This is a genomic window from Paenibacillus medicaginis (assembly GCF_042138635.1).
Lineage (GTDB): Bacteria > Bacillota > Bacilli > Paenibacillales > Paenibacillaceae > Paenibacillus > Paenibacillus medicaginis.
On record NZ_JBHIRY010000013.1, the window covers coordinates 1 to 24,133 of the forward strand.

22 protein-coding genes and 2 pseudogenes are annotated in these 24,133 nt (G+C 46.4%); 9 read left to right on the forward strand and 15 right to left on the reverse strand.

What is annotated here, in order from left to right:
• Nucleotides 1-68: 68 nt before the first annotated feature.
• The 4 genes and pseudogenes from ACE5LO_RS14200 to ACE5LO_RS14215 all read right to left on the reverse strand — a co-directional run.
• Nucleotides 69-345: pseudogene (locus ACE5LO_RS14200) on the reverse strand (IS3 family transposase); the annotation flags it as partial.
• Between the two features lie 18 nt (nt 346-363).
• Nucleotides 364-552, reverse strand: a pseudogene (locus tag ACE5LO_RS14205) (transposase); the annotation flags it as partial.
• A gap of 44 nt (nt 553-596) precedes the next feature.
• Entirely contained in the window at nt 597-4,394 is a 3,798-nt protein-coding gene (locus tag ACE5LO_RS14210) for an RHS repeat domain-containing protein (protein WP_375520690.1), read from the reverse strand.
• 45 nt (nt 4,395-4,439) lie between these two features.
• The gene (locus ACE5LO_RS14215) at nt 4,440-6,308 is read right to left on the reverse strand and encodes a fibronectin type III domain-containing protein (protein WP_375520691.1); all 1,869 of its coding nucleotides are present in this window, start codon (nt 6,306-6,308) and stop codon (nt 4,440-4,442) included.
• Between the two features lie 368 nt (nt 6,309-6,676).
• On the opposite strand from ACE5LO_RS14215, the gene ACE5LO_RS14220 reads away from it, so the two are divergent.
• The 3 genes from ACE5LO_RS14220 (at nt 6,677) to ACE5LO_RS14230 (ending at nt 8,615) form a co-directional block, all read left to right on the forward strand.
• Nucleotides 6,677-6,853, forward strand: a complete 177-nt coding sequence (locus ACE5LO_RS14220) for an aspartyl-phosphate phosphatase Spo0E family protein (RefSeq protein WP_375520692.1) — start codon at nt 6,677-6,679, stop codon at nt 6,851-6,853.
• Nucleotides 6,854-6,925: 72 nt separating this feature from the next.
• Nucleotides 6,926-7,495 (forward strand): RNA polymerase sigma factor, encoded by a 570-nt coding sequence (locus tag ACE5LO_RS14225; protein ID WP_375520693.1) that lies wholly within the window; start codon nt 6,926-6,928, stop codon nt 7,493-7,495.
• Nucleotides 7,479-8,615: a DUF4179 domain-containing protein gene (locus ACE5LO_RS14230; RefSeq protein WP_375520694.1), complete on the forward strand. Its 1,137-nt coding sequence runs from the start codon at nt 7,479-7,481 to the stop codon at nt 8,613-8,615. Before ACE5LO_RS14225 ends, ACE5LO_RS14230 begins: the two co-directional genes overlap by 17 nt.
• Before the next feature lie 205 nt (nt 8,616-8,820).
• On the opposite strand, the gene ACE5LO_RS14235 is transcribed toward ACE5LO_RS14230, so the two are convergent.
• Nucleotides 8,821-9,552 carry a dockerin gene (locus tag ACE5LO_RS14235; RefSeq protein WP_375520695.1) on the reverse strand — a complete coding sequence of 244 codons (732 nt, stop codon included), beginning with the start codon at nt 9,550-9,552 and terminating at the stop codon, nt 8,821-8,823.
• Between ACE5LO_RS14235 and ACE5LO_RS14240 the strand changes: the two genes are divergently transcribed.
• A complete protein-coding gene (locus ACE5LO_RS14240; RefSeq protein WP_375520696.1) occupies nt 9,545-9,883 on the forward strand; it encodes a hypothetical protein in 339 nt (112 codons plus the stop codon). The two genes, ACE5LO_RS14235 and ACE5LO_RS14240, sit on opposite strands and share 8 nt — an antisense overlap.
• Before the next feature lie 347 nt (nt 9,884-10,230).
• On the opposite strand, the gene ACE5LO_RS14245 is transcribed toward ACE5LO_RS14240, so the two are convergent.
• From ACE5LO_RS14245 to ACE5LO_RS14280, 8 genes are all read right to left on the reverse strand, one after another.
• Nucleotides 10,231-10,536 carry a helix-turn-helix domain-containing protein gene (locus ACE5LO_RS14245; protein WP_375520697.1) on the reverse strand — a complete coding sequence of 102 codons (306 nt, stop codon included), beginning with the start codon at nt 10,534-10,536 and terminating at the stop codon, nt 10,231-10,233.
• A gap of 1 nt (nt 10,537) precedes the next feature.
• A complete protein-coding gene (locus tag ACE5LO_RS14250; protein WP_375520698.1) occupies nt 10,538-11,068 on the reverse strand; it encodes a hypothetical protein in 531 nt (176 codons plus the stop codon).
• 407 nt (nt 11,069-11,475) lie between these two features.
• Nucleotides 11,476-12,456 (reverse strand): ABC transporter ATP-binding protein, encoded by a 981-nt coding sequence (locus ACE5LO_RS14255; protein WP_375520699.1) that lies wholly within the window; start codon nt 12,454-12,456, stop codon nt 11,476-11,478.
• Complete coding sequence (locus tag ACE5LO_RS14260) at nt 12,440-13,429, reverse strand: ABC transporter ATP-binding protein (RefSeq protein WP_375520700.1); 990 nt, start codon at nt 13,427-13,429, stop codon at nt 12,440-12,442. Before ACE5LO_RS14260 ends, ACE5LO_RS14255 begins: the two co-directional genes overlap by 17 nt.
• A gap of 87 nt (nt 13,430-13,516) precedes the next feature.
• The gene (locus ACE5LO_RS14265; protein WP_375520701.1) at nt 13,517-14,779 is read right to left on the reverse strand and encodes a M20 family metallopeptidase; all 1,263 of its coding nucleotides are present in this window, start codon (nt 14,777-14,779) and stop codon (nt 13,517-13,519) included.
• A gap of 158 nt (nt 14,780-14,937) precedes the next feature.
• Nucleotides 14,938-16,527 carry an ABC transporter substrate-binding protein gene (locus ACE5LO_RS14270; protein ID WP_375520702.1) on the reverse strand — a complete coding sequence of 530 codons (1,590 nt, stop codon included), beginning with the start codon at nt 16,525-16,527 and terminating at the stop codon, nt 14,938-14,940.
• 66 nt (nt 16,528-16,593) lie between these two features.
• The gene (locus ACE5LO_RS14275) at nt 16,594-17,499 is read right to left on the reverse strand and encodes an ABC transporter permease (protein ID WP_375520703.1); all 906 of its coding nucleotides are present in this window, start codon (nt 17,497-17,499) and stop codon (nt 16,594-16,596) included.
• A 29-nt stretch (nt 17,500-17,528) separates the two neighbouring features.
• Nucleotides 17,529-18,539, reverse strand: coding sequence for an ABC transporter permease (locus ACE5LO_RS14280; protein ID WP_375520704.1), 1,011 nt, complete (start codon nt 18,537-18,539; stop codon nt 17,529-17,531).
• A 403-nt stretch (nt 18,540-18,942) separates the two neighbouring features.
• Here ACE5LO_RS14280 and ACE5LO_RS14285 point away from each other — a divergent pair, with 403 nt between their 5' ends.
• The 5 genes from ACE5LO_RS14285 to ACE5LO_RS14305 all read left to right on the forward strand — a co-directional run bounded on the left by ACE5LO_RS14285 (nt 18,943) and on the right by ACE5LO_RS14305 (nt 22,472).
• Complete coding sequence (locus ACE5LO_RS14285) at nt 18,943-19,272, forward strand: PadR family transcriptional regulator (RefSeq protein WP_375355754.1); 330 nt, start codon at nt 18,943-18,945, stop codon at nt 19,270-19,272.
• Nucleotides 19,273-19,285: 13 nt separating this feature from the next.
• Entirely contained in the window at nt 19,286-20,155 is an 870-nt protein-coding gene (locus ACE5LO_RS14290; protein WP_375520705.1) for a pentapeptide repeat-containing protein, read from the forward strand.
• Nucleotides 20,156-20,171: 16 nt separating this feature from the next.
• Nucleotides 20,172-20,942 carry an ABC transporter ATP-binding protein gene (locus ACE5LO_RS14295; protein WP_375520706.1) on the forward strand — a complete coding sequence of 257 codons (771 nt, stop codon included), beginning with the start codon at nt 20,172-20,174 and terminating at the stop codon, nt 20,940-20,942.
• Nucleotides 20,943-21,710 carry an ABC transporter permease gene (locus ACE5LO_RS14300; RefSeq protein ID WP_375355757.1) on the forward strand — a complete coding sequence of 256 codons (768 nt, stop codon included), beginning with the start codon at nt 20,943-20,945 and terminating at the stop codon, nt 21,708-21,710.
• Nucleotides 21,711-21,866: 156 nt separating this feature from the next.
• Nucleotides 21,867-22,472 carry a YjgB family protein gene (locus ACE5LO_RS14305; RefSeq protein WP_375520707.1) on the forward strand — a complete coding sequence of 202 codons (606 nt, stop codon included), beginning with the start codon at nt 21,867-21,869 and terminating at the stop codon, nt 22,470-22,472.
• Nucleotides 22,473-22,624: 152 nt separating this feature from the next.
• Here ACE5LO_RS14305 and ACE5LO_RS14310 read toward each other — a convergent pair whose 3' ends face one another.
• A complete protein-coding gene (locus ACE5LO_RS14310) occupies nt 22,625-23,254 on the reverse strand; it encodes a YfbR-like 5'-deoxynucleotidase (RefSeq protein ID WP_375520708.1) in 630 nt (209 codons plus the stop codon).
• A 170-nt stretch (nt 23,255-23,424) separates the two neighbouring features.
• Complete coding sequence (locus tag ACE5LO_RS14315; protein WP_375520709.1) at nt 23,425-24,003, reverse strand: GNAT family N-acetyltransferase; 579 nt, start codon at nt 24,001-24,003, stop codon at nt 23,425-23,427.
• Nucleotides 24,004-24,133 lie beyond the last annotated feature (130 nt).

The window sequence follows — 24,133 nt, forward strand, 5'->3', positions numbered from 1 at the left end:
CATCGGAATTTTCATAGTTTATTCCTAGCATCGGCATAGTTCTATCTTTTCAAACCAACATCATTTAGCGAGGAGGCAAAAGAATGCGCTGTATACAACTCATCAATCCGGTGCTTGAGGCGTATTTCCTCCGGGGATGGAGGGACCGGCTTATAGTACAGTGTGCTGCGATTGAGACTTAGTAAATCGGCTTGAGTGGCCATCGCCAACTCGCGATCCTGCCGATCCAGGAGGGTCATCCGTTCTTCTCGTGACCAATTAGAGGCCAGATTTTTTTTTAATCCACGACAATTGTGTGGAGAGCTTTCCAACTTCGGCGTAGAGTTCGCTGATCTGCTGTTCGTAATCCTGTTTCATTTTTGTGATGACTTTTCGATCGTCTACGAACAATTGTGAAAGGTTTTGAATGGCTTCCGACTTCCACCGGTTGAGGACATTCGTATGAATACCATGTTCAGATGCAAGCTGGGAAACCGACTTTTCTTCTTTCAAAATTCCCAGCACTAGACGCGCTTTTTCTTCGGGAGTGAACTTTCTTCTTGTAGGCTTCATACAACTAAGATACTCCTTTTTTACTGTCTAGTTTCTATGTAGCATTATAAAGTAATGTTATTCAGAGCATCCTGTTCTTTTAAAACCTGGTCGTTGATTCGATCGTATTCAAACTTCGCCACAACAGTGCTTTTATCCTGGTTAGCTGCTTTCTCTTCTGTTGTCTCAATTCTATTCCACTTATCGTGAGTGTTGATTAAGTTGTTATTCTCACCGTCGGTTTCGATGATTTGTCGCAGAGCATCGTTGTAAGTGGTTGTGGTCGTTGAACCATCCGGATAAGTTGTTGATGTTAGACGATCCAAATTATCATATGCATATCTAGTGAGATTTCCTAATGCATCTTCACTCGATACAAGTCTGCCATTGTGATCGTAGGCTGACTTGGTTTTAACTTGATACCCTGCACCATCATACAATCCGGCCTCAATGCTCCATCCAAGAGCATTCCAACGAGTTTTTGACTTCACTCCTAATTCATTAGTTACGGTTACTGTATTTTCCTGGTCATCATAAGACGCACCTATATTATTTCCATCCGGGTAGGTTACTTTAATCACACGACCAAGCTCGTCGTATTCATAAGTGGTTTCACGGCCATTTCCGTCTGTTGAAGCAGTGGCTAACCCCGTTATTTTGTTATAGCTGAATTTTTTAGTGATTGTTGAAGTATCTCCATCTGCATTTGTAACTTGTACACTTTGCAGAGTAGGGAACGCATTACCATACTGACTGCTGTACTCGCTATTAGTCGTAACCGTTTTATCGTCATTCGTAATAATTTGCTTGGTTACATTCCCATACGAGTCTCTGTTGGCATGCTCAACCTTTTGAAGCAATTTACCGCTTGCATTGTTCTCACGAACAGTAGTTTGAACAATGTCCCCTTTCTCATTCCGTTCGAACTCAACATAGCCGGTGGTATTGGAGTCAAGAGGTTCTACCGCTGCTTTAACGAGGCGATTGTCATCATACGTATTGTACGATTTTGAGCCCTTATCATCCGTTGATTCTGTAACATTTCCGTAATCATCATATACCGTACTTGAAGTAAATAGATCTGAATTTTGATTATTGCTCGAAGTAGTAACCGTTGGAACAGGCGCCGTATACGACTTGCCCTCCACCTGTTTATCATACTGATAGCTGGTTACCTTCTCGATATCCCCTGCTTGAACCACTGTCTGGTCTAAGTAATATTGTGAACCGGCAAAATAATCGACATATTTTTTATTATATTTATAAGTCGAATTCGTTAAGCCATTGTTAATAATTGTTGAAAAGGTTGTATTACTATCATAGGTCGCTGCCATGTCAGAGCTATAATGAATGGTTTCACGATTATACTCCTCAACGCGGTTATTCGTATAAAAAATTTGATCCACACGCGAGGTCGTGCGGTAAACCTCATTAACTGAATTTCCGCCAATATAGCGTTTTACTGGTTGATCCTCGTAAGCATAAACGGTGGCCGCTCCGGTAGGGTGATGTATTTTTGTCAGCAGTGCATAAGGGTTCGACAATTGTCTTTCTGGACGTGATGCTCTTAGATTAAATTTTGCGGGTGCCAAATTATATGAATAGGTCGTTTTCCTTCCAGCCGGATCCGTTACAGAATCCAGAAGCTCAATTCCTTGTTCAGCATGTTTTTTATAAACAACTGTCTCATTTCCTTTAACAAGTGTAACCTCACTCGGAGAATACGAAATTTCTATTGTATTGCCTGTGGCATCCTCTACTTTGCTCAACAATTTGCGATTGTAGGTTGCATTTTGTTCGTAGTAAAACCGGATAAAGTTGTTATATGCATCTGAAATCTGCAGTAATCTGCCGTCTTTTGAGAAATATTGTTTTTGCTTGGCGTCTGTTGACTTTAGAACATAAGCGGACACTTCACCATTTACGCTTACAGTCTCGTCCGGTGCAAAAGTAAGTCCCTTCCAGTCATAATTCTTGAGCTGGTCTCCCTCAATTTCATAGCTTCCGCCTTCTGGGAGATGAATATACTTTTTGTCATCCTTTGTTTCTACATACGGGAGCTTCCAGGTCCATCCTTTACCTAATGGAAAAAGCTGCTCGTCCAAGGGTTGGTGAGTCGTATTCTGATAAATAAACTTGGGCTGGTATTCAACGGTTACGGCAACTACAACGGGCTCTGCCCCTTCTGCAATATAATAACGATAGTTAGTTTCTGGATTCCCGGAATTATCCTGTGGAGTTATATCTAAACCGGGATTATTATTGATATAATCTCTCCATTTTTCAGCTTCTTCCTTTGTAGAATAAATCTGGGTCTGTTTCACAACCTTATTTCCAGTTCCTTCAGTTTCAAGTTTATCGATCCAGGGTGAACCATCGACTGTATACGCGTATCTTATCTTTCCACCCTGCCCATTATCGATCCAAGCATCATAGCCAATATCACTGGTGTACCCGGATTTTGTAACCGTACCTCTGTATTTTTGTCCCCAAACCCTTGTATCATATCCTTCTTTATATACCGTTCCGGAATAACTCGTGGTACCACTAGTGCCGCAATACAATTGCCCTTTTCTCTCAGGCGCATAAGCAGGACAAGTTCCTCCTGGATCATAAGATGTATTTCCTTTACGTAGATCTCCTTTATATCCGTCTTGATCCCATTTGTATGTCTCACTAAAACAATCTTCAGATGAACCAAACTGATGAAAATATCCTGAAGAATCGTAATAGCCTGCTATATTAAAACGGCAAGAATAAAACTCAAATCGCCTATCCGAGTCTTCACTTGAGCCAGATACTACATAAGGAGAACCATCTTTAGTTAAATTACCTGTAAATCCATTATTATCGTAGTAAATTGACTCTGGCAAAGTTGATGTGTCTTTACTTGTTCTCGAGGCAGTTTCTACCCTTGATTCTGAAGGAACCGTATATGTGATTTTTTTACTTGCCGCCTGATTTGCAGCATCCATTGTTGAATATGTCCCTATAACTTTTGTTGTGGAAGGGAGATCATATGTACTACGATCAACAACCCCGTCTCCATTAGTGTCTTCTTGAATCCACTTTTTCTCCTTATAGCTCACCTTAAATTGTCTTATTATAGGCTTTTCAAATGCATAGAATCTGACGTAGAAATTTTGCTTTGCTTCACTTGCATCAATTAATGTAGCGCCCATGCCATAAAATTGGGCATCGTTGGAATTGTATTGCCGAGTAAGTGAAAATCCAAGACCATTTCTCCCTGGCAGCGACATATCAGAATTTTGCACATTCAGGTTACCCGAAAGAGTAGAAATGTTTTCTTTTTCATTTGCTACCGAGTAGGGAGCTTCGTTAAACGAAGTTTTATCGTAAATCGGAGCTTCTTCTGTTATTGGAGGCAGTGTGGGTATATCGGCCATTGCTCGTAAGGAATTCGGTTTCGCATTTCTAGCCGAGTACACATCCTCGATAACAGAACTATTATTCTCTGCTTCATTAGAATAGACGTCATCGGTAACATCAAAAATTACGATGTCTTCTGAGGGCGATGTACTCAACCGATTATAAACATCACTCGTGACGGTCTCTGATGGATTTAATTCCGTAGGAAACAGTTCCTCCACAGCTTCTTCATAAGTTTTGTTCGATTGTTCTGCATGAAAAAGCGCGGTATATATCTGATTTACAGAGTATCCTTTTTGCAGTTCGTTCTGTATAAATGAAGTAGACACTCCGAAACGGGATGCCATTTGTTCATATGTGCCAGTTGCCTCAGAAGCACTCGCGATGTTAGGAATATAGGCACACACTGTATTGAAAAACAGAACTAATAGCAATAATATAGCGATATTACGCGTACCCACTTTTTTCCTCAAGGATCTTCTCTCCATTCTTATTCACTTTTAAAATATACAAATTCATTAAGGATTGGTCGGTTTGATGATTTTAATGAGGTTTCCGTTCTTGTCATATTCATAATCCAGAATCTTGATCCCTTCCAGTTCAACATAATCCAGTCTTCCATAGGCGTCGTAATAGTACGAGTAGCTCCTGCTAACTCCCTTTCTGATACTGTTACTCGCAGCAGAGTAATTACCAGCTTGATCCTTTGCTTTTACATAGAAGACGTAATTGGTCTGAGGACCGAGATTATTAACCTCAAATGTTAAATCCGAGGTAACTCCAATCAACTGATCATTTCCATAGACATCATATCCCACAACTCCTACATCATCAGTGGAAGCTTCCCATGATAGCAAAACGCTTGTAGAAGTAATATTGCTTGCAGTTAGAGCCAGTGGTTTTGATGGACTTGTTGTATCTATTATTTGTATGTTATTCAATCGATCCAATAATGGTTTTTGATCCACTTCTTTTAAACCAGCTACTAGAACTCGGGCTGACTTTATATCTGACAATTCATGTGAATTTTCTGCTTTAATAACAGCTTCTGTGGCAGCAGCAACTTGTTTGGCATAGGCAATGTCATTGTCCAGACTTGTTTGTACAGCAACCAATCTTTTTGAAAATTCAGACTTCTCGGGCTCACGCAACAGATTCACCAATGGCCATGCGTTGTCGATATCTTGCTGTCTCTTATTTTGTTCAGCCTCAATTACTGCCAAGGTTGCTCTATTCAGTAACTCGGCATATTTACTGTCCTTCACTGTAATATTAAATTCTTGGGAAATAGATTTTCCCAGAGTATCCTTAATGTTAAGGTTAACCTTTATCGGCTCTGAACCTGCCTTGATGGGCTGTAACTTCATCACATTATTATTGATTGTTACTGTGACATACCCAGAGTTTTTGATATCAACAACATAATTAAGCACTTGATTTTCCGGATCCATAAAATATTCAGACAGATTAATACTTTGAATCCCCTCATCAACTTCAAGGGCGATGTTAGGAATATGTTTAATGGCTACGGGAGGGCGATTTAAATTGTTTATTACAATTTCTTGGGAGCTTGATATATTACCAGCACTATCCATAGCTCGTGCTTCTATAACCGTTCCATTATCTGTGACCTGGATTCCCGAGTTATAGGTCAACCATTCTCCTCTATTAAGACGAAATTGCTTGATTACTGAATCGGATGAATAAGCAATTGAAACATTAACACTGTTTGTAATTTCTCTAGGAGCATAGCTGATAACAGGAGATCCTGGTGGAGTTTTATCAATATTGCTGATTACGTATGTACTCTCCCCACTCTGATTGCCATACTTGTCAAAAATCCGTGCATAAATAGTTGAATTATTTATAACAACAAACGGGTTACTATATTTATTCCACTGACCATTTGCCTCGATTTTGTACTGAACGGTAGAACCGCTACTATATCCAGATAGAGTTATACGTATGTCTTGGTTTGTCGGTGAATTTATATTTGGAGTTATTACAGGGGGTGCAGGGGTGGTTAAAACGATATCGTCGTAATACAAGTTCGTTCCAATCCTCCTCTTTCCGGAGACTTCATCTATGTAACTCGCACGTACACTTATACTATTATTTCCAGACACACTTATAGAATGAATCTCAATTGACAAACCATCGATTGGAAAATAATGTATTGAAACATTATTACGAATTAAGCTTACACCACCAACATTAGCTACAGCGTACACCTTTGAACCATCTGTTAACGTATCACTAAATTCTGCGGCATTAACCGTTGTTTTAGAGGTAAAATTGCCTACAACAAAATACAGCAAAGAGACAAGAACTAAGAGTTTTGCCGGCTTATTGATGATTTTTTCACCAATCCCAAATAAATAGCTCATATTTTTGAATTAACCCCCTTATCATTAAATAAATCTACTTCTTAAGGTTCCTTTTAATTTTCACTTTTCAGGCTGACTTGATGTATTCACACTAATCTCCTCCCTAATCAAATTAATGCCGAAAATCCGGGTTCCGAATTCATATTTCTGCTGTCTATAAGTTTTTTCTTGTGCTTTTGGCACGATCTTTATATATGATTTTATTTCATCTATTATCCAGTAGATACAGTCAAAGCAAGGACAAGCTGATAGCAAAATAAAGACATGAAATAGACATAGCGAAGACACAATATTTTCCAAAAATATATGATGATAGAATTTTTCATAACCCCTTACCTTGAAAGCTAACAAGGGAGGGAACAAAAATCATGATGACAGCGATCATGCAACAGATTGAAAAGGAACGTCAGAAATTGCATGACTTGCAGTCACAGTTTGGCATTCTTGATGAACGTGTGCTACTGCAATCGATGCTGCTTGATGAACTGATCAATCAGTATTACCGAGTACGGTTGGCAGAGCAGCGTCATTGTTCATACAAATAAGCAAAATGTTTTTGGTGCTGATGTCACAAACCCCCATTCGTTTCAGTTATACAGACAGAAGGAGGAGAGGAAATGGAAAAGTTGGATCGTTCTACTGAAAATGGCGATTCGGAGATCACGTCTGTATTAGTTGAAGTACAGAGGGGGGATAAAGCTGCTTACACCTTCATCATTGCAAAATTTCAAAAACAGATATTTCTATACTGTTATTATTTGTTAAAAAATGTTGAGGAGGCTGAGGATGCAGCTCAAGACATATTTATTAAGGGTTTAGTGAGAATTGATCAATATGTCCATACGGGTTCATTTTCTGCCTGGCTTTACAAGATAGCTTATCATCATTGTTTAGATCTTATTAAGAAAAAGAAGAAAAGTTTTAATCTTTTATTGGAATACCGAAAGAAAAAAGAACAGGAAAAAGAGGTTGGGTATACAGATATCATCCATGAATGCTTAGACCGTCTTAATATTGAGGAACGGCAAATTCTTTTGTTACGTTCACTTGAAGAATACACTTATGACGAAATCGCTTCTATTATGGACTTAAAATCGTCGACTGTTCGAAAAAAATTTGAGCGACTGCGTAAAAAGTTAATTAAAGAGATGGGAAAAGGAGAGGAATTCTATGAACACTCATTTTAAACAGGAAGATAAAGAGATTCATCAACTCAAAAAGTTAATCTTAGAAACGCCTATCCAAGTAGATTTGGTTGAACAGACGATGAAGCGTTATGAAAGTGAGGGATTAAGGGAAAACAGAAAGTTATTGCGAAAGAGCATATGGAAAAGAACCATGTTTACCACAGCTTCAGTTCTGCTGCTGTTTTTTCTGGTCATGAGAACCGGATTTATATCGCCGGCCATGGCCGCATCTATTAAACAAATTCCCGGCATGGACACTCTCTTTCGCTTTGCGGGTGATCTGGGTTTAAAAGTTGCCGACGAAAAAGGATTAATCACTAAAGTAAATTCTAGTGATACTCATGATGGATTGACACTTAAGCTTCCGGTAGCCATGTTTGATGGCACCCGTGTATCCCTCGGAATTGAACGTGAAACTTTAGATGAGAAATTTTTAAAGAACAGTGTGCATGATTTAATCAGTAATGTGGATATCTCGATAAACGGGGAGCCTATTGATTCTTTTGCTCCAGAGGATAAAAGCAATTCCATTGACATATTTTATTTACCGGCTAAGGACGATAATAGTGCAATATTGGAGTTTTCTGATCGGCATAACCAGGGCGGGAAGGCATTTCCTGATACATTTGAAATGACGTTAAGCTTATCAGTGGATGGTATTCAAGAGCCATTTAACCTGAATGTTCCGGTTGAGAAAAATACCAAAAACAATGTGGTCCTAACCCCTTCAATAAGTCGAACTTTTCAAATTATCCATTTCCAAGTAGATAAAGTTGAAATTACACCAATTACAACGAATATAACGACACGTATATCCCTGCCGGAGGGGATGAAAATCAGCTCTTCTCTCCCACTTTTGGGTTACGAAATCTTGGATGCTCAAGGGAATAAGTTAAAAATAATTAGCGGCAATGGCTGGAATGCGACAAATGGAAATATACTAATAACAGATTCCCGACTAGAACCCTTTGAAAGCATTCCTCCATCCATAACAATCAAACCGTACAAATATTTATTCAAAGGTAACAGTAAAAGTCAGTTCCAAACCGACGACAATGGAAACATTAAGGTAGAATACATTCCTGAATTAGAAATTGAAATTCCACTTATTTCAAAATAGCGGCAATGAAGCGAACGATTTCGTACAGTAAGAGATCGATAAAAAGAGGATGAGGGCTTTTACCCTCCATCCTCTCCTGCCAGTGTAAATGTAATAGTCACCGCTCCTTCCAATGCAGATATAGAAGAATCAACAGTCGGGTTTGAATGATCAGCTGCCTGAACTGAAACGTAACCACCAAAAGACATGAAATTTCCGGCTTGATTTACAACCGGAACCGGGAAGACTCATTCTTGATCTGGCTCCACGTATAACGCAGCATCCATACATCCCAATCCGTGATCACCTGGGAGTTGCCGGCCCACATAATGGTTGGGACAGGAAAACCTCCCGGCGGACGATCCTGAGGCTGATAAAAATCAGGTAAGCCGAAGCCATGCCCTATTTCGTGGCTGACAATCACGTTCGTACTGGAGTTAACCGTGCTGAGGATATAATCCTCGGACATCCGCTGCCCCCAGTCTCCGCCAGCTCCTCCACCAAAGTTGGTAGTCCCCCAAAGATACATGTCAAATCGCTTATCTAAGCCGCTAGGATATTGATAGTTGGGGTTGTTAAAATGCTCAAATCTTGACAAAGCGCTCGGCGCCACAGGCAGCTTGGCGGGAATGCGCGGATCGGTATTGCTCAATTCGTCGAAGATATAATCCGTGTATACAATTTCATTTGACTGCTTATTCAGAATCTGATTCGCATTGGGAACTGCCCAGCCTACAACTTTGACTTGAATTTGGCCGTAAGGCCAGCCGTCATAGCCTTGAAGTTGCTTGGTCCAGTTATCCACCTGGCGCTGCAGCATGGCCGCGATATCTCTACGCTGTTGAAGTGTGACCGCTTTGTCGGACTGCCAGCGTACCACATAGTTAAGGGTTCCTTTTCCCGCGAAGATCTGATCGAATATCAGATTCCTTCTAACGGTAGAACCTTCCTTGACCATTCTATTTTTCCAAACCCATTCAATAGAAGATCTGAGTGAAGATGGCATATCCGCCGGCGTCAAGGCAGAAACTGAAGGGGAAGTACTTTCAGAACTAGCACCGGCAGCGGATAATGATTCTTCTGTAGTTGTTAGAAGCATTGTGGCGGCTATCATGGAAATAAATAACGTGCGGATTCCTCTCGACATGGACATGGAATTACCTCCTTCTTATCATAGGGAAAGCATGCAGACAACGACCCGTGAGGCACCTCCAATCTCACGAAAAGGAATTACATCCAATTTAATAGAATATATTGGATGTTCAAAGCTTAACATTAACAATCAATAAATTGTAGTGACATTCGATATAAAATTTCTTTTAATAGAAAAATTAGTATAAAAGTCTGATAGAAAAAGGCCGTCCAAGGTGCTTCCCTGAACGGCCGCTTTATAGTTGATTTATTGCACTCAGATCGCCGAACACACTAATATCCCTGGCGCAATAAAATTCAGAATCAGCTTCTGCTCGTCCGGAGAATAGCTGTCGAAATCCCGGTCGATATCCGCGCTGCGTGATTCGTGGCATAGTGCCCTTCAAACGCAAGCTGGCGCTGTCAACCGAAAATGGACCTCCTTCTTGTTGCCCTCCAACTGATTCTTGATTTCAATCCACGCTCCTGCGTAAGGAGCGACCCTTCAAGCTCTCGCCACAGCTTCTTCCGTAAATAGAGAAGTAAGCTGCTTTAAGCCCAACGCTTTAAACACTTTATTGAGTGTCTCCATCTTAACTCCTTCGAACCCAGCTTCAATTTGAGAAATACGCGCTTGTGTTGTGCCAGCTTGCTCGGCTAACTTACGCTGCGTCCATCCCAAAGCAGTTCTCCTTGCCAAAACTGCATTTCCAACAGCGACAGAAAAACTGTCTAAATAGGCAGAAATCTCAGGGTCTTGACGAGCCTCTTTCATAAAATCCTCAAAATCTTGTCCCGGCAGCTTCGACATATCATTTCTCCTCTCCAGACAGCGTAATATACTGTCCTGGGTTTTGAAATAATGAAGGCAAGAGCCGAAAAGCCTCATCCCTTTGCTGCTCAAATACGCGGTCTTTCGTTTTAGACTTGACGACAGCCCGTATTAACACCAGATAGAATACCGATTCATGCTCCAAGTTAACAAAAAGAATTCGAGCCGCTCCCGGAGTTGCCCCATCCACGAATCTCCAATTGATTCGAAATTCCAACAAAGGGCTGTAACCTTTCAACTCCTTCACTAACTGAATGGAATAAGGTACGCCATCTTCACGCTCAAGAGTTGAAATATGCTCCAAAGCATGTTGTACACCGACTTGCTGCAAAAAGAGAAGGCCACGCAGCACCATTTTGTAAAGCTGTTTGACCTCATAGCTCGTCTTGCTTTTAACCTTCAGATCATTTAGGAAGATCAGTACAGGTTTCGTACCATCACGCTCGGTATAAAACTCAATAACTGCTCTCATGATACCATGTACGATATAATATGTATATACATCATACACCCCTCCTTTTTTAAAATGAAAAAAAGCATGAGGAGCTCACACAAAAATCGGCTTAATCACGTATATTAAATTTAAATAAACAACCGTAACAAATCATTTCCAGATTCCTTTCGGTATTCTCTCCCTGATCTCTGCCAAATGAGAGTGTGAGGAATAAATATGAATTCATTATATCTCTTTTACCATCGGTAAACAAACATATGTTCGCTAAAAAAATGATTTCCCCCTACTTTGCGGTCTTGCGGTTTGACATAAACCAGATGGATTGACTGAAAATCAACCCGTGGGTTGCTTCGTTGATTTGATCGGTAGGAAGAAACCTGATTTCCATGATTCACCTCCAATTGTTCTTGGGCAACAAAAAAGCCATCTCCTAATGAGATGACTTCAAGTCAGGTTCCATATACTTATTCCGGATTGGACGAAGGATACAAATGACACGCAACCTGCCGTCCACGAGCCGCCTCGGCAAATACGGGCTGGATCTTGCTGCAAATGTCCATAGCTGCCGGGCAGCGGTTATGGAACGCGCAGCCCTTTGGCGGGTTCTCGGGGCTTGGCACGTCGCCCTTCAGGACGATCCGCTGCAAATCCGCTTCCGGGTCGGCAACCGGAACGGCGGACATTAGTGCTTTCGTGTACGGATGCAGCGGCTCCTGGAAGATCTCCTTGGTCGGCGCCAGCTCCACCAATTTTCCCAAATACATGACGCCGACCCGGTCGCTAATGAATTTCACGACAGAAAGATCATGGGAGATGAACATATAAGTCAGGTCGTACTGCTCCTGCAGATCCTTCATCAGGTTCAGCACCTGGGCCTGGATGGATACGTCCAGCGCAGATACCGGTTCATCGCAGACGATGAATTTCGGATTCAGGGCGAGCGCTCTTGCAATGCCGATCCGCTGGCGCTGTCCTCCGGAAAATTCATGGGGATAGCGCCCGGCATGATAGGACGACAGTCCGACGACCTCCAGCAGTTGGTCAACCCGCTGCTTAAGCTCCGTTTTGCTTAAATTTTCATGGGTGATCAAGGGTTCCTCCAGCACCTGCTGCACCGTCCATCTGGGATCAAGCGAGGCAAAAGGGTCCTGGAACACCATTTGCATATCCGTCCGGAATCTACGCAATTGCTCGGGATTCAAACTGCGCACGTCTGTGCCGTTAAATAGAATTTCGCCGTCCGTAGGCTCAATCAGCCTGAGAATCGCCCGCCCGGTCGTGGATTTGCCGCAGCCGGATTCACCTACAATAGCCAGTGTCTCTCCCTTCTGCACCGTCAAGGTTACGCCGTCGACGGCACGGACCGCTCCCACCTGTTTGGAAAACAGGCCTTTTTTTATCGGATAATGTTTCTTCAGATTGCGAACCTCAAGCAGTGTGCTCATGATATCCCTCCTGCTGCAGCAAGCAGCGGCATTTATGCCCTGCTTCCACTTCTTCCAGCTCAGGCGCGTTGGCACGGCAGATGTCCTGGGCAAATTGGCAGCGCGGCGCAAATCTGCAGCCTTCCGGCATGTCCAGCGGATTCGGTACCTGCCCCGGGATGGAGGCCAGCCGGTCCTGCTCGCTGTTGAGCTGCGGCAGAGATGCCAGCAGGCTTTTGGTATAAGGATGCTGCGGATTTTTGAACAGAGTTTTCACATCCGTCTCCTCCACGACCTGTCCGGCATACATGATGACCACCCTGTCACACATTTCCGCAACTACGCCGAGATCATGCGTAATCATCAAGATGGACGTCCCTTCCTTCTGCTGCAGCTCTCTCATCAGATCCAGAATCTGCGCCTGAATGGTCACATCCAGCGCCGTTGTCGGCTCATCGGCGATAAGCAGCTTCGGATTGCAGACCATGGCCATTGCGATCATCACCCGCTGCCGCATCCCGCCGGACAGCTCATGCGGATAAGAGACGGCCACCTTTTCGGGACGGGGAATTCCGACCTTGGTCAGCATTTCCACAGCGCGCGACATCGCTTCCTTCTTGCCCACTCCCTGATGATATCTCACAGCCTCGGCAATTTGCTTGCCCACCCGGAATACCGGATTAAGCGAGGTCATCGGTTCCTGAAAGATCATGGCAATGCGGTTGCCGCGGATTTGGCGCATTTTCTGTTCCGAAAAGGCGAGCATGTTCTCCCCCTCTAGGCGAATCTCACCGGCGGCTACCTTTCCCAGCCCTTTCGGTAGGAGCTGCATAATGGACAGGGATGTGATGCTTTTGCCACAGCCGGATTCGCCGACGATCCCGAGGGTCTCTCCTTTATCCACCGCCAGATCGACGCCATCCACCGCCCTGATCAGGCCAGCGGCTGTTTTGAACTCCGTGCGAAGGCCGGTCACCTCAAGCAGCTTGGTCATATCTCCGTCCCTCCTGTTCCAAAATAATCAAAATATTTGGGGTATTCTGTTAGCCTGATGCTCGTTCGATATTCAAGCTTCAGCTGTTTATTTACCGGCATCCAAATATTTCAGTGCAGTCAGCGCGTATACTTTGGCTGATTGAATGATCTGCCACACCGGTGCTTTTTCATTGAAGTTATGAATGGTTGGCAGCTCGGCTGGTCCATACTGCAGGACAGGAATGTCGTACTTGCGGAATGCGCGCGCATCGCTGGTCGCCCACTGCAGCACGCCATACGCCTCCTTGCCGCTCACTTCGGCAATCGATTCCACCAGTTCATGCACGATGTCCGTGGTCGGCGGCGTCCAGTTGGCATTTCCAAAGAAGCCAAACTGCTTCAACTCGCTATGGATGCCCACCCCTGCCAGCAGCTCCTTCGCTCTGGCCAATACATCCAGGTAGTCCACCCCGAACGGCACACGCGAATCGACCTGCACGGTACAGCGGTCTGCCACCACATTGACCTTGGTTCCGCCCTGGATTGTTCCGATGTTGACCGTCACATGGTCAAAGGCTTGCCCATACTCCGGCGTTCTTTCCTCGGCTACATACCGTTTGGAGATTTCAATCATTTCCTTGACCTCCTCCGGAATGTCGGGTTTGATCTCCCAGAGCCGCTGCAGGGCTTCGATGCCCCGGGCCGCTTTCAGAATCGCGCTTTCGCCTGCGATCGGCTGCAGGCTGCCATGTCCGGGTGTACCCTCCACTGTAAACTCAAACCAGCAGCTGCCCTTCTGGCCAATCGTCGGGTTTTGCGGACCTGATGGCTCGGCAATGACAGCCGCCGTTCCGTCGATATGCTTGCGTTCCAGCATCCACGGCACACCGAGATGACCACCGGTTTCCTCGTCAGGCACGACCAGCAGCGACAGGCAGCCATCCAGCGGAACCCCTAGCTTGGATAGAAGAGCGACTGTAAAGATCAGACCCCCAAGGCCTGCCTTCATATCCGATGCGCCGCGTCCTAGCAGGTAACCGTCGCGAATCTCGCCGCAGAACGGGTCAAAATCCCAGCGGGACAGATCCCCCGCAGGCACAACGTCCGTATGGCCGCAGAAAATGAGCCGTTTTCCGCCAGCTTCTGGCAAGCCGTAATCGGAAACAAGATTCCACATCTTCGGTTCAGCTTCATAGACGGCTGTTTCGATGCCCGCCTCCTTCAGATAGTTCATGATGAACTGGCTGATGTCCCGCGAGTCCCCGGGAGGATTTTCGGAAGGGAACTGAATTAACCGCGCGCAGAGCTCCAGCAGTTCATCCTGCCGTTTATCGATTTCCTCGAGCACAAGCTTTTTCCAATCTGTCATTTGGGTTCCATCTCCTTTGCATTTACGAAAGTTCTGTTTTTCCGCAAGGGGCACTACTGCCAAGTATTGGTTTGAGAACCACTGCGTGATTGCACGATCACGAATATGACAGCCCCCGGGCAGTACATGGACCGGGGGCGCCATGTCGGGCTTTCGGATTATTGTTTGTTCAACGAATAGAACCGGATGACTTCATCTGGATAGTACACATATCCGCTGATATTTTTGTTCATGCCCACAATCCGGTTGTATTCATAAAGGTAGGCCCATGGTGCTTCAGAAGTGATGATTTCCTGAGCTTTGCCGTACAGCTCCTTGCGGGTGTTTTCATCCTGCTCCGTGCTGGCCTGCTCCCACAGCTTATCCACTTCACCATTGTTGTAGTGCATATAGTTGGAGGAGCCTTTGCTGTACATCAGGAAGCCGAGATGATAGCCCGGATCGTTAACGAAAGAGGTCCATTTGGAAATGTAGGCAGTCAGGTTGCCTTCGCGCTGCTGTTCCAGGAACTGGGCACGCGCAACGTTAACGATGTTCATCGTTACCCCGATTTTGGCGAGTTCAGCCTGAATCAGCACGGCATCGTCCGCCCAATCCTGGAACCCGGAGCCAAGCGTCAGATCGAAAGTGAGCCCGTCAGGATAGCCCGCTTCGGCCAGCAACTGCTTGGCTTTTTCCAAATCGTAGGTGTAATTATATCCGGCATCCGTATATCCCGGCGTGTTGCTCGCAACAGCGCTCTTCATCTGCTTCCCCTGTCCGTACATGACATTATTGATCAGCTGATCGTAAGGAATCGCATATGAGATAGCCTGACGCACCTTCGGATTGTCGAATGGCTTCACGTTGTTGTTCATGGCAAAGTACAAAATTCGGTTGCTTGCGTTGGATTGAACCTTCAGGTTCTCATTGCTTTGCAGAGTGGCAACGTCCTTCGGCGGAATTTCAATGGCCATATCGACGTCGCCTTTATTCAGCAGCAGCACACGGTTGGAAGCCTCTTTCGTAAACTTCATGTTGACCTTGCTGACCTTTGGCGCTCCCTGCCAGTAGTCCGGGTTCGCGTTAAACACCGCTTCTGTAGCCGGGTCCCATTTTTCAAGGAGGAACGGTCCGGAGCCCGCTGCATTGGTTTTCAGGAAGTCTCCGTCGCCTTTTTCCTTCACAAGCACATCATCGACAATGGAGAAGTTATACAGGGAAATCATCTGCAGGAACATATGGTTCGGTTTGGACAGCTTGACTTCAACGGTATGATCGTCCACGGCGGTCACCGTATCGATGGCGCTCATCCCGTACAGGAAGCTGCCGGAGTCCGAATTTTTCAGGCGCTCAAATGAAAACAGCACAGAATTGGCTGTCAGCGGGTTGCCGCTGTGAAACTTGACACCTTCACGCAGATGGAACGTATAAGTCAGCTTGTCATCGGACACATCCCAGCTTTCCGCCAGCATCGGCTGAATATCTTCAGTATTGGCGATTTCGCCGCCTTCGGAGGACTTCGTTCCGTAGGTAACAAGCTGGTCATACAAGGCAAGCACCAGCGTGTCGGACGTCAGATCGCTGGCTTCGGCCGGATCCATCGTCGAACCGCCTTCCGAATAAGCAATGGTGATCGCTTTCGGTGCAGAAGAACCGTCCGCGCCGCCTCCTCCGCTAGAGGCCGCCTGATTGGCGTTGCTCGCACAGCCTGCCAGCCATAGAACCATGGACATGGCAATGAGTAAATAAAGACTTTTTCTGAGCATTGCATTTTCCCCCTTGTGTGTGTTCAAACGTGATCAAAAGATGACTTTTTGAACTACCTCTATTAGTTATTTGCTGGAGCGCAGCCTTGGATCAAGTACATCCCGCAGACCGTCCCCGAGCAAATTGAACCCTAAGATGGCTGTAGCAATTGCGAGTCCGGGAAAAGTAACAATCCACCATTCTCCCGATATGATATAAGCCCGTCCTTCCGAAATCATGGCGCCCCACTCCGCCGTCGGTGGCTTGACCCCAAGACCAAGGAAGCTGAGGCTTGCGGAGGTCAGGATGGCAAACCCCATGCCCAGCGTGGCATTGACCAGCAGCGGAGCAAGCGCATTAGGGAAAATATGTCTGAATAAAATGGTGGAATCCTTCACCCCGATCGCCCGGCTGGCCTCCACAAACTCCTTCTCCCTGAGGGAAATGGTCTGTCCGTGAATGAGTCTGGCGAATTCGGGAATGCCCACGATACCCACGGCAATCAGCGCACTGAGCAGCCCCGGGCCCATCGCTGCCGCGATAGCCATGGCCAGCACCAGCGAAGGAAAGGCAAGCAGGATGTCCATACAGCGCATAATAATGCTGCCCGTCCGCCCGCCATAATACCCGGCAATCGCTCCCAGCGGAACCCCGATCACAAAGGAAATGGATACGGCGATCATGCCCGTCCATATGCTGATTCTCGCACCATAAACGACACGGCTGAATATATCCCGGCCGTAATTATCCGTACCAAACCAATGCCCGGCGCTTGGAGGCAGCAGCTTGTTGACCGGATCGGTGGCATACGGATCGTGCGGGGCAATCCATGCGGACAGGATTGCCGTCAGCATCCAGCCCAGGATGAATATCAGTCCGATTACAGCCAGCTTGTTGTGAACCAGCAGCCGCCAAAAGGTCGTTCTCTTTCCCGTGGAAGTCTGCGGCTGTCCGACAGCCGTTTTGACCGCTGCATCACTAGCACTGCTCATTTCAGTCCCCCCCTGTCTCTCTCTTCTATTTACTCATAGCGAATACGCGGATCGAGCCACCCGTAAATCAAATCCACAGCCAGGTTGATAAAACTGTAGATTAACGCACTGACCAGGGTGAAAGCCTGAATCGGCGCATAATCCGCGGCCAGAATGGAATCCGTTACGTAGCTGCCTACCCCCGGCCATGTAAAAATCGTTTCCGTAATCACGGCACCCCCGATCAAATATCCCACCTGCAGGCCGAGTACCGTCAGAGTCGGAATAAAGGCATTAATCAGTGCATGCTTGTAAATGACGATCCATTCTCCAAGCCCCTTCGCCCGCGCGGTGCGGACAAAATCCTGGCCGATCACCTCAAGCATGCTGGAGCGCATCATTCTGGCCACAATCGCCATCGTGCCTGTGCTGAGACAAATGGCAGGCAGAATCAAATGAGAAATGCTACTCTTCAATGCCACGAAATCCCCACTTAGCAAGCTGTCCATCACGTACAGCCCCGTAATATGTGTCGGCGGATTCAAATCATTGCTGATCCGGCCCATCGGGGCCGGTGCGATGCCCAACGTCGCATAGAAAATGTAGATAAACAAAAGCCCGATCCAGAAAATCGGCATACATGCTCCGATCAGGGAGAACACCCGCGAAATATGATCGACGATCGATTCTTTGCGTGTGGCTGCAAGAATGCCCACCGGGATCGCCACCAGAATCGCCACAATGAGACTGGCCAGGGCCAACTCGATGGTCGCCGGAAACCGTGTCGCAAAATCACTGGCCACCGATTGTCCCGTATGATAGGCCTCGCCAAGATTCCCCTGCAGCAAGCCGCCTGTATAATGAAAGAACTGAATATACAGCGGCTGATCCAGCCCCATGCTTTTGCGGATATTTTCAATCGTTTCCGCTGTTGCCTGTTCTCCCGCAAGCATGACGGCAGGATCGCCGGGCAGAACCCTTGAAATAATAAAGGTAATGATGACAATCCCCAGCAGCGCCGGAATCATTTGAATCAGCCTGCGAATGGTGTAGATAACCACTGCCTTTCCCCCTTTTTATACGGATGCAGCGCATCCTCTCTTGTCATGTTTGCATTCCTCTCGTGTTATATTTATTGTCCCGTTTTCGATTTTTTCAATTGTACTGTAAGGATCGCATCTGTTCCTATGTACCCTGCAAATAAAAATATGTTGTTTCTTTTGTCGTTTGAGCACAAATAAAACATTAAATGTAATGTATCGTACAGGCTTATTAGACAAATATGTAAATTAATATAACAAAGTGGTCTGTTACCCTGCTCATACTCACCGCCAGAGCTCGAATGGATCAGCATTTGTTGATATCAATATGATTTGCTTTATTTTTCAACAAAGTAATATAATCAAAATACTACCTTGACAGTCACAGTAATATGCCGTATTATGCAGATGTGGGGGTGATTGAATGAGCGAGAACAAGATCACATCCGACCTGCTGCGCGGACATACGGATACGATGATTTTACGGCTCTTGTCCGAAGCTGATCATTACGGTTACGAGATTGTCAAGCTGATTGCCGAGCGTTCGGGTGGCGAGTATGAATTAAAGGAAGCCACAATGTACTCCAGCTTCCGGCGGCTAGAAGCAGACGGCGACATCGAGTGGTATTGGGGCGATGAATCACAGGGCGGACGTCGCAAATATTTTAGGATTACCGAGAAGGGCAAGGATACTTATGCCCGCAACAAAAGCAACTGGGAGTATGCAAAACGCGTGTTAGAAAACTTATTATAAGGGGAGATTTGAGATGACAAATCCAAAATTGACGGATTATCTGAACAGCGTTTTTACGCCATACGATGGAGTAAAAAGCGTCACCGAATTAAAGGCCGATCTGCTCACCGATTTGCAGGAGCGTTATCGTGAACTCAAGGCGGAGGGCAAGGACGATGAAACCGCGTTTCAGATGACGGTTGCAGGGATCGGCGACATCGAGCAAACGATCCTGGAGGTTGCCAACCTCTCCCGCTCGCTGCAGTGGCAAGTCGTGACCAACTTTAGCGGCAGCAACCTGGCGAAAAGCGACTTTGCAGGTGTTACGGCCCATAAAGGGCAGTTTAATGGCAGCGCCTTGCACGGTTCTGATTTTTCGGGCGCAGATTTGACCGGCAGCTCGTTTAAGGGCAGCGATGTACGTGATGCCAATTTTGACGGCGCGAATCTGACGGACTGCAGTCTGTCCGCCCTTGACCTGACGAATGCAAGCTTCAACAAGACGATCCTTGTACGCACCAACTTCAGCGCGTCAGGCCTTGACGGAGCCAAATTCACAGGTGTAAGACTGACCGACGTGACGTTAACGACGACCGATCTTAGAAAAACGATTTTTGAAGGTTGTTTATTTGATGGAGTGGACTTCAATTACTCCGATCTGAGCGGGCAGTGTTTCGACGGACAGACGTTCATAGGTGTTAAGTTTGACCGAGCGGCATTAAACAACGTTTCGTTCAAGGGCGCTACATTCAAAAATGTTTCTTTCCAGTCCGGGTTTACAATTTCCAAAAAGTACTTTCGTGCGATCAAAACCATCTGCTTTGACGGCGCAACGATGGATAAACTGACCTTCGCGCTGCTCAAAGGCATGGAAGCCGATTTGTCAAAAGTTACTGTCATTTAATAAGGGAGGGAATCCGATGCAAACCGTGCAAACCAAGTCCATTCAAGTAAAAGGACTGCAAAAATCCTACAAGCAGCTCCAAGTGCTGAAGGGCGTAGATTTCGAGGTGGAGAAAGGTAGTATTTTCGCTCTTCTCGGCTCCAACGGGGCGGGCAAGACAACGGTTGTCAAAATCCTCACCACGCTGCTCAAACCGGACGGCGGAACCGCCGCCGTAGGCGGATTTGATGTTGCTTCAAAACCCGATCATGTGCGGCAGGTGATCAGTCTGACCGGGCAATTTGCCGCCGTGGACGAAATGTTAACCGGCCGGGAAAATTTGATTATGATCGCCAAGCTGCGGCACCTCAAAAATCCGCGGCAGGTGGCGGACAGCATGCTTAAACGCTTCAACCTGACAGACGCCGCCGACCGCAAGGCGTCTACTTATTCGGGTGGTATGCGCCGCAGGCTCGACATTGCCTTGAGCCTTGTAGGAAATCCGCAGCTCATTTTCCTCGACGAGCCGACAACCGGGCTTGACCCCGAAGCACGCATCGAGGTTTGGAAGCTTGTCAAAGAGCTTGTCGACGGTGGCACGACCATATTCTTAACCACACAGTATTTAGAGGAGGCTGAGCAGCTTGCTGACCGGATTGCCATACTGCATGAGGGTAGAATTATCGCCAAGGGCACGCTCGATGAACTGAAAAAGCGGTTTCCGCCGGCAAAGGTGGAGTATGTGGAAAAACAACCTTCATTAGAGGAGATATTCCTCTCCATCGTGGGTACAAAGGAGGAGAAGTAAATGGAGACGGCAAAAAACCACTTTTTCAGCGATATGGGCGTGATGCTTGGACGTTCCATGCGCCATATTTTCCGCAGCATGGACACCATCATCACGGTCTGCATCACTCCGATTGCGATGATGCTGCTGTTCGTCTATGTGTTGGGCGGCGCAATTCAAACCGGCACGGATAACTATGTGAATTATCTGCTGCCCGGCATCCTGCTGATTGCGATTGCTAGCGGAATATCCTATACGGCTTACCGCCTGTTTCTGGATAAGCAACGAGGTATAATTGAACGGTTCCACTCCATGCCTATTTCGCGTTCCGCCGTGCTGTGGGGGCATGTGCTGACCTCGGTGGTATCCAACGCGATATCCGTTGTCGTCATTATTCTCGTAGCGCTCATTATGGGCTTTCGTTCGTCGGCGGATATACTGTCCTGGCTTGCCGTAGCCGGTATACTCGTGCTGTTTACGCTGGCTTTGACCTGGGTCGCAGCAATTGCCGGACTGTCCGCAAAATCGGTGGAAGGTGCAAGCGCGTTTTCCTATCCACTTATCTTCCTGCCGTTTATCAGCTCAGCGTTTGTGCCGACCGAGTCCATGCCGCTTGTTGTTCGTGTCTTTGCCGAAAACCAGCCGGTGACCTCGATCGTGGAAGCCATCCGTGCACTGCTGTCAGGTCAGCAGGTCGGTAATGATATATGGATTGCGCTTGCGTGGTGCATCGGGATTATGCTCGTGGCTTATATCTTTGCGATGAGGGCGTATAAAAAGCGGATGTGAAATAGTTAAAGTTGGATTTGCAAGCGGCCTGTCCTCTCAGGATAATTACAAAACTTTAAAGTATTCTGTTACTTTTCCCTGTTTTATATCCTGTATATTGGTTAAATGACAGACACCGTCATAAATTTTCTTTTTTCCTGAGAGGAGCTACACAGCATGAGCATAAAATACAGAACAAAATCAGCGGCGAAAACGGTTATAGCCATGGGCATCATGGGTGCGGCGGTTTTCGGCACAACTGTCCCCGCCTCCACTCCGCTCATGTCCGCTTCAATCGCCAAAGCAGCTGCAGCTAAAAGCGACAGCGTAAGCGCGGAGCAGAAGCAAATGGCCATTGATACGCTAAACTCCTTCTATAAACCTGCTTTGAAGGGACAATTTCCGGGAGCCGTCAGCGGCTTTACGGTTGGCAAAACCAAACGGGCTGAAGTGATCAAAAAGTTCGGGGAGCCTGCAGAAAAATCAGGGAATTTTGAATGGTATACCGCCAATATGGGAAATCCCGGTTACGCTTTTGCCTATAAATCCGGTGTGATCAACGAAATACGCTATTTTGGCACAAATGTAGAACGGCAGACCAATATCGGCGGCATCACGATCAGCATGCTGTGGCAGCAGTGGTCCAAGCCAACACACAGCACCACTATCCGCAGCGGCGGTAAACAGCAAATCAAAGTAACTTACCTCAGAGGCGATTACAAGCTGGATTTTATTTTCAATTCCATGACCGACCTTGATCATATCAATCTGACCCAAGCATAATTTACGAGCTGCGGCAGCGCGACGAACGGCATCCACCCTCTTAAGCGTTGCCTTGACAGCTGCTGCGAAACAGCAGCAGCTAGCTAATAAATTCGGAAACAGAGCAAGCCGACGAAATTAACGGGAATGTTGATTCAATAGAGGAACGACGCTTAAAGAGCCAGCGCTTCCTCCGTAATTTTTCTAATATCAATGGTAGAGCTCATACCATCATTCACGATATCAGGCAAAATCCTTTGCAGAAAATAACCTACACAGTGCAGCCGGATGTCCTTGATTTTAACGAGTGCACTGCGGTACATAACCACAAACTCTTTCTCGTTGTTACCTCGCTGCAGCTCGGCAAAAGCCTCATACACCTGATCAAGCTTGTCGGCGACCTCCAGAATCAAGCCCTCTACGGACTGATCCTTGCCCTCACGCAGCTGTCTGCGAAAAATCGTCTTGAACTCCTCCGGGATATTTTCTTCGATAAAATGCTCCACCATGCCTTCTTCAACATGCTGCAGCATAGAGCGAAGCTCCATGGAGTAATGCTTAACGGGTGTCTTGATATCTCCGATGAAGATTTCGCCATAATCATGGCTGCTTGTAATCTCGTACAGCTTCTTCCAGTCTACGGTTACACCGTGCTTTTCTTCAATATCCGCCAGCGTCTTGGCATACTGCACGACCTTCCATGAGTGGGCAGCTACGCTGTGCTCCTCAAATTTAAACTTTCCGGGGCAGCGGATAATCCGTTCCAGATCGTTCAGTGACCGAAAATACGTATGTATCCCCATGAATTAGCCATCCTTTGTCTAGTGTATGGATCGTCGATATACCAAAATCAGTATAAATCACATATGTTAATAGAAAATTAATTGCAGCTTCATAATTTCCCAACTTCAAAATCCGCAGGTCATGATGGCCTGCGGATTATCTATTCTGTCCAAATCGCAGTTTGGATAAACTATGTAAAATCGATCCCCCGCACCTTGGCAAACACCATCTGATTCACTAAGGTACCGTCATCTTCACGCTCCCAACTGCGCAGCACGCCTTCCAGCGTAAATCCCGCCCGCCTCGCAACAGCGGCGCTGCGGCTGTTGCGGTCATCGCAGCGGATTTCCAAGCGATTTGCGCCAAGCTGCCGGACAGCAAAATCCGTTATGCCATGAACGGCTTCCGTGACAAGCCCTTCCCCGGAACGGGACGTTCTGATCCAGTAACCGATTTCAAACCTGCGGACATTCCAGTCGATCCGGTGCAGACCACAGGCGCCGAGCACTCCGCTGCTTTGTTTATCACATATCAGCATCATCATATCCGTCCGTTCCAGGAAGCGAAGCCTGCCACGACGGACGACCCTCTCCGTTTCCTCCGGTTCGGGGATTACACGGGCAAACGGCATAAATGGGCGGAGTTCCTTGAGGCTTTCCCGGATCGCTGCATTCAGCGGTGCGCCGTCCCCCCACTGTGGGGCCCGAACCAACAGTCTTGCGGTTTCAAACTGCTCTGGAAAATCCAGCAGCAATGGATCGATTTTCATGATATGTCCCCTCCTTAGTAACTGCAACGATATACGAAAAACATCCGGTGTTCAATCTTGTTCCATTTGCAAGGTTCCGGTGAAAAAGCCCGACCACAATCGCCTGTCCGGTTTCGCCCACCAGCTTCTG

Coding starts and splice junctions, on each gene's coding strand:
- ACE5LO_RS14310 (WP_375520708.1), bottom strand. CDS start 23,254: ATGGGGATACATACGTATTTTCGGTCACTGAACGATCTGGAACGGATT.
- ACE5LO_RS14315 (WP_375520709.1), bottom strand. CDS start 24,003: ATGAAAATCGATCCATTGCTGCTGGATTTTCCAGAGCAGTTTGAAACC.
- ACE5LO_RS14290 (WP_375520705.1), top strand. CDS start 19,286: ATGACAAATCCAAAATTGACGGATTATCTGAACAGCGTTTTTACGCCA.
- ACE5LO_RS14285 (WP_375355754.1), top strand. CDS start 18,943: ATGAGCGAGAACAAGATCACATCCGACCTGCTGCGCGGACATACGGAT.
- ACE5LO_RS14225 (WP_375520693.1), top strand. CDS start 6,926: ATGGAAAAGTTGGATCGTTCTACTGAAAATGGCGATTCGGAGATCACG.
- ACE5LO_RS14230 (WP_375520694.1), top strand. CDS start 7,479: ATGAACACTCATTTTAAACAGGAAGATAAAGAGATTCATCAACTCAAA.
- ACE5LO_RS14275 (WP_375520703.1), bottom strand. CDS start 17,499: ATGAGCAGTGCTAGTGATGCAGCGGTCAAAACGGCTGTCGGACAGCCG.
- ACE5LO_RS14255 (WP_375520699.1), bottom strand. CDS start 12,456: ATGAGCACACTGCTTGAGGTTCGCAATCTGAAGAAACATTATCCGATA.
- ACE5LO_RS14220 (WP_375520692.1), top strand. CDS start 6,677: ATGATGACAGCGATCATGCAACAGATTGAAAAGGAACGTCAGAAATTG.
- ACE5LO_RS14300 (WP_375355757.1), top strand. CDS start 20,943: ATGGAGACGGCAAAAAACCACTTTTTCAGCGATATGGGCGTGATGCTT.
- ACE5LO_RS14270 (WP_375520702.1), bottom strand. CDS start 16,527: ATGCTCAGAAAAAGTCTTTATTTACTCATTGCCATGTCCATGGTTCTA.
- ACE5LO_RS14245 (WP_375520697.1), bottom strand. CDS start 10,536: ATGTCGAAGCTGCCGGGACAAGATTTTGAGGATTTTATGAAAGAGGCT.
- ACE5LO_RS14265 (WP_375520701.1), bottom strand. CDS start 14,779: ATGACAGATTGGAAAAAGCTTGTGCTCGAGGAAATCGATAAACGGCAG.
- ACE5LO_RS14295 (WP_375520706.1), top strand. CDS start 20,172: ATGCAAACCGTGCAAACCAAGTCCATTCAAGTAAAAGGACTGCAAAAA.
- ACE5LO_RS14215 (WP_375520691.1), bottom strand. CDS start 6,308: ATGAGCTATTTATTTGGGATTGGTGAAAAAATCATCAATAAGCCGGCA.
- ACE5LO_RS14235 (WP_375520695.1), bottom strand. CDS start 9,552: ATGGTCAAGGAAGGTTCTACCGTTAGAAGGAATCTGATATTCGATCAG.
- ACE5LO_RS14305 (WP_375520707.1), top strand. CDS start 21,867: ATGAGCATAAAATACAGAACAAAATCAGCGGCGAAAACGGTTATAGCC.
- ACE5LO_RS14260 (WP_375520700.1), bottom strand. CDS start 13,429: ATGACCAAGCTGCTTGAGGTGACCGGCCTTCGCACGGAGTTCAAAACA.